The following is an 11,436-nucleotide window of genomic DNA, read 5'->3' on the forward strand; positions in this document are numbered from 1 at the left end:
GATTATGGCAGGATTCAATGTCAACGCACGTCGGTTCGACCCATACAAAAATTTCAAGTTTCGTGTCAAGTGGGATGGCAAATACGTGGCCGGTGTCAGCAAGGTCGGCGCTCTGAAGCGCACCACCGAGGTGGTGGAGCATCGCGAGGGAGGCGATCCCAGCAGCAGCCGTAAATCTCCGGGACGCAGCAAATATGAGGCTATCACCCTAGAACGTGGCGTGACCCATGATCCTGAATTCGAACGATGGGCCAACAAGGTCTGGAACTACGGTTCGGGATTAGGGGCCGAGGTGTCACTCAAAGATTTCCGCAAGGACATCATCATCGAACTGTACAATGAAGCTGGCCAGTTGGCCATCAGCTACAAGGTTTATCGCTGCTGGGTCTCTGAGTTTCAGTCCCTGCCTGAGCTGGATGCCAATGCCAACGCTGTGGCCATCCAAACCCTCAAACTGGAAAATGAGGGCTGGGAACGTGACTATGTGGTCCCAGAGCCGACTGAGAAAAACTACACGGAGCCTTCATAAGGTATGGTTGCCTTGTCTTGCCACGAACTCCTGCGGGTATGGGAAGCGGGTCACGGCAGCCCTCCTTATCGCCGGGCCCTGCTACTGCTGAGTGCCAGCAGTGACAATGAAAAAGTGGAAGACCTCGCCTCACTGAATATCGGCTGCCGTGACGCACGGCTCTTGGCCCTCCGCGAAGAGCTTTTTGGACAAGATCTGCTCTGTCTCGCCCAATGCCCTGCCTGCGGGGAACGGCTGGAATTCAGTCTGACCACCAACAAACTGCAGGCCGCAGCAGGGGAGACTCTGCCCAGAGAACTGCAGGTAGACGCAGGCGAATACACCGTCGTATTCCGGCTGCCCACCAGCCAGGACCTCATGGCTCTGGAAGGTCAGTACACGGATACCAGTTCGCTGCAAAGCCAACTGTTACGACGGTGTCTTTTAGGCGCTCAGTGTGGCAACGAGAAGACAGCCTTTGCAGATTTGCCGAACCAGGTGATCGAGGAGGTCATTGCCCGAATGGAGTCGGCTGATCCAGCTGCGGATATCCAGCTGGCGCTAACCTGCCCGGGCTGTGCGCACCGCTGGCAGGCCCTGTTTGATATCGTTGCCTACTTGTGGCACGAAATCCATACCTGGGCAATTCGGATGATCAGAGAAGTACATCTCCTGGCCTCTACCTATGGCTGGCATGAAGCGGATATCCTGGCCATGAGTCCACAGCGCCGCAACCTCTACCTGGAGTTGATTGGTACGTGAGCAAGTATTTCAGCCACCTGATCAGCCGCAGCTTTAAGCACGAGCAAGCAGAAGCAGCGGTGCGTCCGCGGCTACCCGGCCTGTTTGAAGCTCAGGGCATGTCACCTCAGTCAAACGCTGCGGAACCGGGTTTTGTTGAATCAGAAACCAGTTCCACCCTTTCTTCAAAAACAGAGGGCGGCCATCCTTTTTCAGTGAAACCAGGAACCATTGGCTCCAGACCGGAACGACTCCATAGATTCGGAATCTCTGCACAGGCTGATACACAACCTGCCGGAGTAAAGAGGTCCAAGATGGGCCCCGCAGAAACAGACAAGCCGTCCCTGGCTGTGCCGGCACCTCTCTTTCCAAGGCAGGACGGTCAGCCGGCAGATCATCATCCAACGGAAACGAACGTACAGTGGCCCCCGGCAGAAGATGCGCCAGAAAAACAATTCCCCAACATGGCTAACGAAAAAACTCCTGGATTGGCCTATGCCGCAATGGGCATACAACCGGCAGTAAAACCCACGCCCCAGGAACAAAAGCAGGGACCAACTTCGCGTCAACTTCTGAGAAAAAATGTTCCCATCCAGCCCCTGGACTGTCCCCATCCGTTTTCCCCTCCTGCCGAGCCGGCCCAGCCCACCATCCAGGTCACCATTGGCCGAGTGGAGGTCCGGGCGGTAAAGCCACCTGCCGCACCGCCACAGGTGCCAAGGCCGGCACCAACACCTTCACTAGCCTTGGACGACTACCTCAAGCAGCGCCGGGAGGGCAGACGATGAGTAACTATCTGGCCATTGCCACCGTTACTGCCGCCTTGGTTCAACTCGTCGACAATGCGGTCAAAAAAATCGACGGGGCCAATGTCGAGGTGGGACGCCCCACGACAACGACCAACACTGGCAACCTCACCTACCTCTTTCTCTACCAGGTGGTACCCAACGCGGCCATCCGCAACCACCAGCTTCCCACCCGCTCATCGGAAGGTCACCTGATACAGCGTCCCACCGTGGCCCTGGACCTGCATTACCTGCTGGCCTTTTATGGCAATACTGAATTGGATGCACAGATGATGCTTGGCGCCGTGGCCCGCGACCTCAATGCCAGCCCGGTACTGACAAAACAGATGATTGAGGATGCGGCCAGCAGCCTCTACAATGATTTTCAAAAAGAATCCAACCTGGCCGAATCGGTGGAGCAGGTGAAATTCACCCCGCATCCGATCTCATTGGAAGAACTGTCCAAACTCTGGTCCATCTTTTTCCAGACCCCCTATGCCCTCTCCGTGGCCTACCAGGCCTCGGTGGTCCTGATCGAGGCCGAGGAAAGCCCCAGCCCGTCACTGCCGGTTTTGCGGCGTGGCAAGGATGACCAGGGAGTGGATGTGCTGCTTGGCCCCTTTCCCACCCTGGCACGAGCCTATTTGGGCATACCGGAAGATCGTCTTCAGACCAGGCGCCCCCCTTCCTTCCCTGCGGCGCGGCTTGGCGCTGCCGTAATCCTCTCCGGACAAAATCTCAAAGGGGCGGGACTCTTCCTGCGCTTTCGTCATTCGCGGCCTGAGCTGTCAAACAGCCAGGGGGAAACACTGGTCAGTGAGATCCCCATATTGGTTGAAAATCAATCCTCCACAGAAGTCAAGGTCGTGCTGCCCGAGCCAGATCCCTCAGATCCCATCAACACAACGCTAACAGACTGGGCACCAGGGGTCTATACGGTGACCCTGGTCAAGCCCTCATCAACAGGGGGGCGCGACATCACCAGCAATGGTCTGCCAATTGCCCTTGCCCCCATCATCGCCAATATTGAGGTACAAATACCGAAGCTCATCATTACCTGTCAACCAAGGATACATGACAACCAGCAGGTAATGCTGATTTTAAAAGACAGGGAAATTAAGGGAGAAATTGATCCGAACGATGCGGACAAGGTGGTTTTCGACATTACAGGACTGCCCCCAATGCAGAACGAACTGGTCCGTCTGCGGGTAGACGGGATCGAAAGCATGCCGTTCGTGCGGGTTGATTCACCGCCTCCGGCCTTTGCATTTGATTCGAGCCAAAGGGTGACCATCCCATGAATGATCTAGCGCAGTGGCAGGCAAACAATGATCGCTACCTGGGTGCGGCCCTGAGCTGGCTGCGATTAGCCCTGGAACAGCTGGCCAGGCAAGATGGCAGTGAGCCATCCATGGAGACGGGCCTCTCTGGGGCGGTGCAGGAAAACGAAAAAAACGAGCCGCTTGAAGAGGCTGCGTCTGCAATGAAGAAAGCAGCTTGTACAGAGCCGCCGCCAGCCCTGGTGATTCTTGGCCAGCGCCTGGGGCTATCAAACTTTGAACAGGAAATCCTGCTGCTCTGTGCCGCCATGGAGTTCGACACCCGCATCCCCGGACTCTGTGCCCAGGCCCGGGGAGATGCAGCCAAGCCCTACCCCACCTTTGCCCTGGCCCTGGCCCTTTTTGACCAGCCGACCTGGGAGGCCCTCTCCCCTGAGCGCCCCTTACGCTACTGGCACCTTATTGAGATCAATCAGCCCCTGGCTGTTCCACTTATCCAGAGCATAGTGCGGGCCGATGAACGGATCGTGCATTACCTCAAGGGCTTGAATCAGCTGGATGATCGGCTGGCATCAATGCTCGCCCCTTTTGCCCTCTCTGCCGAGGAAAGTATGCACCTTTCCACCGGGCAACAGCAGACAGTGGAATCTCTGGAAGCTCTTTTCTGGTCAGATCCCGCAAGTCGCCCAGTGGTGCAACTCACTGGGGTGGACTCCATTTCTAAGCAGCAGGTGGCTCTGCAGCTGTTTTCCCGCCTGGGTATGCAGGGGTTGCGTCTCCCTGCGGAACTGCTGCCGACAAAGGCTGGCGAGCTGGAAATCCTGGTCAGGCTCTGGCAACGCGAGGGCATGTTACTGCCCCTTGTTCTCTATCTCGATACCCACGGGCTAGAGGAGGGTGAGGGACAGGCCGAGGGTCAAATAATTTTGAGCAGATTCATCGAGCGGTGCGGGCTCCCGGTGCTGCTTGCAACCCGGGAAGCCAGAGCCGGTCTGGACATTGACGCCCCATCTTTTGTCATTCAAAAGCCCCTGCCCATGGAACAGGCTGCTGCCTGGCAAGAGGTGTTGGGCAAAAATGCTGGAACCCTCCCCCAGAGGCTGGCGGGAGAATTCAACCTCAACCTGCCCACCATCCACCGGTTCGCACCTGGTGTTCGCCAGGACAACCAAAAGAGCGATACCCCATTGGCGGAACAGCTCTGGCAGTCCTGTCTCCACCGCAGTCGGCCGGCACTGGACCGGCTGGCCCAACGAATCCACTGCAAGGCCGATTGGAATCAGTTGGTGCTGCCCGAAGAGGCGCACAAACGCTTACAGGAAATCGCGGCCCAGGTACGACAGCGCATCCAGGTCTATGATGGCTGGGGCTTTCGCCGTCGCATGAGCCGCGGCCTGGGCATCAACGCCCTCTTTGGCGGGGAAAGCGGTACGGGCAAAACCATGGCTGCCGAGGTTCTGGCAGGCGAACTGCAACTGGACCTCTACCGCATCGACCTGTCTGCCGTGGTGAGCAAATATATCGGCGAGACTGAAAAAAACCTGCGCCGCATCTTTGATGCAGCCGAGGACGGCGGTGTGATCCTACTCTTTGACGAGGCCGATGCTCTATTCGGCAAGCGCAGCGAGGTCAGGGACAGCCACGACCGTTACGCCAATATCGAAGTCAACTACCTGTTGCAGCGCATGGAGGCCTTTGGCGGTCTGGCCATTTTAGCCACCAATCTGAAGAGCGCCCTGGATCAGGCCTTTCTCCGCCGTCTGCGATTCATCGTCTCCTTTGTTTTTCCCGGCAAGACCGAGCGTAAACAGATCTGGCAGCGCATCTTTCCCGAAAATGATGCTCACGACCAGCCCGGCACCCCGCTGGACGAACTGGACTATGACCACCTGGCCCGCTTCAACCTTACCGGCGGTAGCATCCAGAATGTGGCCTTAAACAGCGCTTTTCTCGCAGCCCAGGCCGGTACCCCGGTGACCATGCCGCTGTTGTTCGAGGCGGTACGCACCGAATTTCGCAAACTGGAGAAACCGGTCAACGAACGGGATTTCCGCCCTGAACCGCTAGAAGGAGGAACACGATGAATATCAACCTCCACATCGAACGTCTGGTATTGGATGGGCTGGAGCTTGGCCCGGGCCAGGGAGCAAAGGTGCAGGCAGCAGTGGAGGCCGAACTTTCCCGTCTGCTCCAGGAGGGAGGTATTGCTCCAGGGATACAGAACGGCGGAGAGCTGCCAAGTATCAGGACAAAGCCGCTGCAGGTCAGTAGTTCGACAAGCCCCAACACGTTGGGAGTTCAGATCGCACAGTCTGTCTACGGGGGAATTGGCACATGAAGCAAACAACGACTCAAGCAGGAAAGCAACCTGATTCTCTGTGGTCAGGAAGGATTCCCCAGCACGCGGCTGTCCAGCCCCTGTTGGAACATGCACCACCTCTGATAGCCTGTACACCGACACCACCGAGGTTACAGGCGAAGTTGAAAATAGGGGAGCCAAATGATCAGTACGAGCAGGAGGCGGATCGGGTCGCCGATCAGGTGATGCGGATGCCGGAACCGCAGATGCAACGGAAAGATTGTTCAACTCCAGTCTGCGAGGATCAGGATGAAGAGCAAATCCTGCAGCCCAAATCTCTAGGAAATAGCAGTGTCACCCATTCGGTCAATCATCCATTGATTCAAAACGTACTTTCCTCACCAGGGCAACCGTTGGATGCGGACATCCGCAGTTTTATGGAACCGAGGTTTGGCTGGGACTTCAGTGGGGTACGAGTGCATACGGATCGCCAAGCAGCAAAGTCGGCACAGGTGGTGAATGCTCTAGCATATACAGTAGGGAAAAATGTAATTTTTGCTAGCGGACAATATTCGCCAAGTACTGGGAATGGGAGACGGCTATTGGGACATGAGTTGTCCCACGTGGTTCAGCAGAATAATAAGTCATACGGTTCCACCAATATAAAAATATCCCGACAAAAAGGAAGTTCAAGAGCTAAGGCAACAAAAAAACAAATAAGTACTTTTGTAGCAAATAGATTTTTTTATTTGGCATCTCTTGGAAAACGAAAGATAGCGGAAAAAGTCCCCTCAGGTTGGCCTTATAGATCTGACTTGGAAAGGCATTGGAACAACACCAAAAAGTATTGGTGGGACGAAGCTGATCAAAAAGTTCGTGTAATCGACGTTAATCGTGATGCAATATCGGCAATACCGTTTATTGAAAAAGTTGCTGATTATCAACGACAGTTAAATATAAGCCCATCGGGCAGATTGGATGTTTCAACCGCACAAGCATTATGCTCTATCCCATCCTCGAAAGAGGAAAGACAACCTACACAACAACAGCCACAAAAGTTACCTGAGGATGAAGCATTAGAATCAAAAGTTCCCAAAGAAGAAATCCCATTTACGGAAAAGAATGAACAACTTTCTAGCACAGGTGGCGCTGGTGGTGCTGGTTATCAGTCTTATTCGGGTATACCACCAGGAGCAATGGGGGCAGGGGGAGCCAGTGGAAATATAGTTTCACCTTATGAATTGAAAGAACAAGAAAAAGAAGGATTAGCTCTAAATATTCAACAGGCTTTAAAAGGCGAGTTTGAAGAAAATCCCCAACTTGCCTCAATTATAATCGATACTGCAATAAGCTTAATCCCTTATGTTGATCAGGCAGCAGATGCTCGCGATTTGACAGCGCATGTATACTTTATTGCCTTAAAAAATGACTTCAGTACTGGGCGCTGGGTTGGTTTGGCCTTTACGTTGTTTGGTCTTGTTCCAGAAGTTGGGAGTCTTATAAAAGGATTAAGCAAGGTATCAAAAAATGGTGTTACAGGAGCCATGGAAATTTTTAGAAAGACTGATGGAATATCACAACTAGTACCAAGACAATTATCTGATAATATAAAAGATATGCTATTAAAGTTTTCACATTCCATCGATCAGAACTGGGGCGATTTGGTCGATTTTGGAATACGTAGCTGGGATATACTTTTGCAAAGAGTCATAGATTATTTGAAAAAAGTTCCAGCTTCAATGGAAGAAACCATTACAAAAATTATGACTGCTTGCAACGAATCTCCAAAGGCTCTTGAGAGAGCCTTTCAAGAGATCAAACCAAAAATTAAAGAAGTAGTTGAAAATGCATTAGATTTCTTGAGTGAGAAGGCTTTTCCTTCAGGCGGTAAATCTGTTAGTCCGGAACCTATTCCTGTTTATGCTGTTTCTGGATATCCAAGCAAAAGTTCTGCCCACCCATCAATAAGTCGAGGCACAACACAATCGTCACCCATTTCTCCTAAAATTAGAAAAGGAGCAACAGCATTAACTAAAGAAGAATTAATGAATTGTTGGTTGAAAATAAAGAATGACGAAACAAGAAGACTCGAAAAGATTATAGGAAGTACTTGGGTATCGAAAGTATTTTTCACAACGGTACTTATAGAGATTGTTGATAAAAATGGAAAAATTGTATTAGTCAAGTCTGGATTCTTCAGAAGAAAATTAGATCCATCTAAAATAGATGGCCTTGGAGAAGCGATTCACGCTGAAGAAGATGCATTGTTTAAGATTATTGATGCGCTAAAAAAATATGATGATGTAAAAGACGGTTCTATGAAAATAGTTATTGATCAATTTCCTTGTCAAGCTGATAAGCGAGACTGTGAAAAACTACTTGATGATTTCGCTAAATCAATGAGTTTAAAATACAATGCTTCTGATGATCTTTCCCGTATACCAAAGAATGTTTTATAAATTATCAACATATGGATAACTGAGACGTCAGAAACCAACCAGTTTTTTTAGGAAACTCTCGGCAGGGCGAGCGATATACTTATTAAGGTCCTTAATAATCAATGAGTTTGCGGAAAAAAATTACAATCTGTCACCTAAACGGCTTTGATAAATTAGATTCAGCAGAGGAGATATAGACCATGCCCACCTTTCCCGGTTCACCCAAACTCCTCAAAGGCGGCATCATCCTGATCGATCCAACCACCGGGACCATGCTGCCCAACGGCATCATCTCGCTGCAGTATAACCCGGATACCATCAGCCGCACCCTCCAGGTCCAGGGGGCTGGAGGCGAAGGCGGCGACCGCTCCGAGGCCCTGCGCATCAAAGGGCCACCAGTGGAGACCATTAAACTGGAAGCGGAAATCGACGCTACCGACCAGCTGGAGGCGGCCGATGGTACGGCAGTGGAGGTGGGGCTGCATCCCCAACTGGCCCGGCTGGAGCTGCTCCTTTATCCCCGCAGTGGACAGCTGCAGGAGAATAACCATTTGGTGGCGTCAGGAAAATTGGAGATCCTACCCATGGAAGCGCCGCTGACGCTCTTTATCTGGAGCAGGCAGCGGACCATGCCGGTGCGGATCACCGAGTTCAGTGTTACCGAGGAGGCTTTTGATGCTGCGCTCAACCCGATCCGGGCCAAGATCAGCCTGGGATTGCGGGTACTCAGTGTCGATGACCTGGGGTTCAGCCACAAAGGCGGTACCCTGTTTATGAATTATCTGGCGAATAAGGAACAACTGGCCGGGCGGGCACCGGGCGGGACAACCGCTGCAACCGGCTTTTCAGGATTCTAAAACAAACAGGTAACCAGTTACACATAGGGGAGATCGTCAAGCTGAGCCGTCTCCCCTATGAGTAGTTACGACAAAACAATAAAAAGGAGACAGGATGAGCGATCCCCGTGCAGCAATGCTGCAGATGCTCCAGACCGGAGGGCTGGCCCCCACCTATGTGGCTGGCAACAGTCGCTACAGCGGCATTGATATCGCAACCCTGGAAACGGACCAGGAGGAACCCGTGTCCTACTTTCGCCGCCGTTTCTGCCCCCAGCCGGAAGACTTAGCCCTGCTCAACGAGCACCAGGTGGTCCAGGGCGACCGGCTGGACAACCTGGCTGCCCAGTATATCGGTGACCCTGAACAGTTCTGGCAGATCTGCGACGCGAACTGTGCTATGGAACCGGAGGAACTGCTCGAACAGATTGGCCGTCGTCTGCGGATCACCCTGCCCCAGGGAGTGCCAGGGGGGAATGGTGCATAACGGGGTGCAGCTGTCCCTGATGATCGGCCCCTGTGTGCCAGTACCGGCACCTCGGGAGGTCATCGATGCTTTGACCGGGCTCGAAGTGACCTCCGCATCCGAAGGGCCCAGTGGATTTCAACTGACCTTCAAGCTCAGCGCCCGCTCGCCCCTGCATACCCTCTTTCTGCTCTCTGCCGGAGCCCCCATCCCCATGATCCGGGTGATCATCCTGGCTACGGTGAACGGGAATGCCGAGGTGCTCATGGACGGGGTAATGACCCACCATGCGGTGAGCGGCGGCGGAACCGAGGGCACGACCCTGCGCGTCACCGGCGAGGACCTGTCGCGGATTATGGATTACATTGATTTCAGCGGTATTCCCTATCCCTGCCTGCCTCCGGAAGCGCGGGTTGCAGCTATCATCAGCAAGTATTCCGTTCTGGGAATCATCCCCATGGTGCTGCCCAGTGTCCTGGTCGATATCCCCATCCCGCTCAACCATATTCCCCAGCATCGCGGGACCGATCTCTGCTATATCCGGCGACTGGCAGAGGAAGTGGGCTATACCTTTTATGTGGCCCCTGGCCCCAGAGCGGGCCTAAATTTTGCCTACTGGGGGCCTGCCTTTCGCCTGGGCCGATTTCAGCCTTCCCTGAACGTGGATATGGATGCCCATACCAATGTGGAGTCGCTCAGCTTTGAGTACGATACCGACTCCGCCACCCTGCCCTTTGTCTATCTCCAGGAACCATCAACCAAGGCACCGTTACCCGTCCCCATCCCGGATGTGTCGCCGCTGAATCCTCCCCTAGGTCTCATCCCACCGATTCCCAAAAAAATCGAGACCTACACCACCGGCACGGCCAAGTACTCTTCTGTTCGTGCAGTACTGGTGGGTATGGCCAAGCGTGCCAAGACCGCCGAAGCAGTGACCGCCACCGGCACATTACAGGTTGCCCGCTACGGCAGGCTGTTAAAAGCCCGTCGGCTGGTGGCAGTGCGCGGTGCAGGGCTGGCCTTTGACGGACTCTACTTTGTAAAAAGCGTTACCCACAAAATGAAACGCGGTGAATATAGCCAGGATTTCACCCTGGTCCGCAACGGCCTGGTTTCAACTATTCGGCAGGTTCCCACATGAATGACTGTAAAGAAAAATATTATGGAAAGTATCGGGGGACAGTCGTCCTCAACGAAGATCCCAAACGCCAGGGACGCATTCAGGTGCTGGTACCCGATGTTTCTGGTATCGCCCTGTCCAACTGGGCCATGCCCTGTGTTCCCATCGGTGGACTGCAGTCCGGGATCTCCACAGTTCCTCCCATTGGTTCCGGTGTGTGGGTGGAGTTTGAGCAGGGAGATCCAGACTATCCCATCTGGAGCGGAGGCTTCTGGGGGTCTGCCGCTGATCCACCACCATCCATGCACATGGCGCCCCCGGCAGCACCCAATATCGTTTTGCAAACCATTGGCCAGAATTCCATTACTCTGTTCGGTGCCCCTGGTGGAGGCATAACCATAAGTGGTGGCCCCATGACCATGCCCCTGAGCCCTAAAATAATGCTTACCCCCGTAGGAATCGAAATTTCTGTAGGCCTTGCATCTATTAAACTTTCACCCGACGGTCAGGTAAGGATTAACAATAATTCACTATTGGTAATGCCTTGAGATGATCAGGCTCAACTCAAAATACATCCTGGAAGCAATGCAACAACGTATTCTCATGTTTCCATAACATTCAAAAGAAAAGAGGCGTAACCATGCCCGGGTTTATTCTACATGCAGGGGCCAGTATCAGCTGTACCCATGGCGGCCAGGCAATACCTGCCGCTCCCCCCGAACCTAATGTATTGGTCTGTGGACAGCCAGTGGTGCCCCAGTCTACCGGGCACACCATTACCGGCTGCGCAAATCCTTCCAATGCCGGAGGACCCTGCATCAGGGCCAATTGGTCGACAGCCTCGACCAAGGTGTTGGTCAACTATAAACGGGTGTTGTTAATGGATAGTCAAGGACTGAGTACACCAACGAATCTTCCGGTGTTTGCACTCGATGCCCAAAAAAAAGTACTTGCTACATAGAC

Annotated in this window: 12 protein-coding genes; all 12 read left to right on the top strand. The window is 53.3% G+C overall.

The window, feature by feature from the left end:
* Positions 1–4 precede the first annotated feature (4 nt).
* On the top strand, positions 5–529 hold the full coding sequence (locus tag G493_RS0113220; RefSeq protein ID WP_028580786.1) for a phage tail protein: 525 nt from the start codon (positions 5–7) through the stop codon (positions 527–529).
* Positions 530–532: 3 nt separating this feature from the next.
* The gene (locus tag G493_RS0113225) at positions 533–1,270 is read left to right on the top strand and encodes a T4 family baseplate hub assembly chaperone (protein ID WP_028580787.1); all 738 of its coding nucleotides are present in this window, start codon (positions 533–535) and stop codon (positions 1,268–1,270) included.
* Positions 1,267–2,037 carry a hypothetical protein gene (locus tag G493_RS0113230; protein ID WP_028580788.1) on the top strand — a complete coding sequence of 257 codons (771 nt, stop codon included), beginning with the start codon at positions 1,267–1,269 and terminating at the stop codon, positions 2,035–2,037. Before G493_RS0113225 ends, G493_RS0113230 begins: the two co-directional genes overlap by 4 nt.
* Positions 2,034–3,335 (top strand): DUF4255 domain-containing protein, encoded by a 1,302-nt coding sequence (locus G493_RS32200; protein ID WP_051309284.1) that lies wholly within the window; start codon positions 2,034–2,036, stop codon positions 3,333–3,335. Before G493_RS0113230 ends, G493_RS32200 begins: the two co-directional genes overlap by 4 nt.
* A complete protein-coding gene (locus G493_RS0113240; protein ID WP_028580789.1) occupies positions 3,332–5,398 on the top strand; it encodes an ATP-binding protein in 2,067 nt (688 codons plus the stop codon). The genes G493_RS32200 and G493_RS0113240 overlap by 4 nt, the downstream gene beginning before the upstream one ends.
* The gene (locus G493_RS32205) at positions 5,395–5,652 is read left to right on the top strand and encodes a hypothetical protein (protein WP_028580790.1); all 258 of its coding nucleotides are present in this window, start codon (positions 5,395–5,397) and stop codon (positions 5,650–5,652) included. The genes G493_RS0113240 and G493_RS32205 overlap by 4 nt, the downstream gene beginning before the upstream one ends.
* A complete protein-coding gene (locus tag G493_RS32210; protein WP_051309285.1) occupies positions 5,649–8,072 on the top strand; it encodes an eCIS core domain-containing protein in 2,424 nt (807 codons plus the stop codon). Before G493_RS32205 ends, G493_RS32210 begins: the two co-directional genes overlap by 4 nt.
* A 179-nt stretch (positions 8,073–8,251) precedes the next feature.
* Positions 8,252–8,908 (top strand): hypothetical protein, encoded by a 657-nt coding sequence (locus tag G493_RS0113255; protein WP_028580791.1) that lies wholly within the window; start codon positions 8,252–8,254, stop codon positions 8,906–8,908.
* Between the two features lie 94 nt (positions 8,909–9,002).
* Positions 9,003–9,374 carry a hypothetical protein gene (locus tag G493_RS0113260; RefSeq protein WP_028580792.1) on the top strand — a complete coding sequence of 124 codons (372 nt, stop codon included), beginning with the start codon at positions 9,003–9,005 and terminating at the stop codon, positions 9,372–9,374.
* A gap of 334 nt (positions 9,375–9,708) precedes the next feature.
* Positions 9,709–10,494 (top strand): hypothetical protein, encoded by a 786-nt coding sequence (locus tag G493_RS0113265; RefSeq protein WP_205623679.1) that lies wholly within the window; start codon positions 9,709–9,711, stop codon positions 10,492–10,494.
* Positions 10,491–11,021 (top strand): phage baseplate assembly protein V, encoded by a 531-nt coding sequence (locus G493_RS0113270; RefSeq protein WP_028580794.1) that lies wholly within the window; start codon positions 10,491–10,493, stop codon positions 11,019–11,021. The genes G493_RS0113265 and G493_RS0113270 overlap by 4 nt, the downstream gene beginning before the upstream one ends.
* Positions 11,022–11,113: 92 nt before the next feature.
* Positions 11,114–11,434, top strand: a complete 321-nt coding sequence (locus tag G493_RS0113275; protein WP_028580795.1) for a hypothetical protein — start codon at positions 11,114–11,116, stop codon at positions 11,432–11,434.
* Positions 11,435–11,436 lie beyond the last annotated feature (2 nt).

Source organism: Desulfogranum japonicum DSM 18378 (assembly GCF_000429945.1).
GTDB lineage: Bacteria > Desulfobacterota > Desulfobulbia > Desulfobulbales > Desulfobulbaceae > Desulfogranum > Desulfogranum japonicum.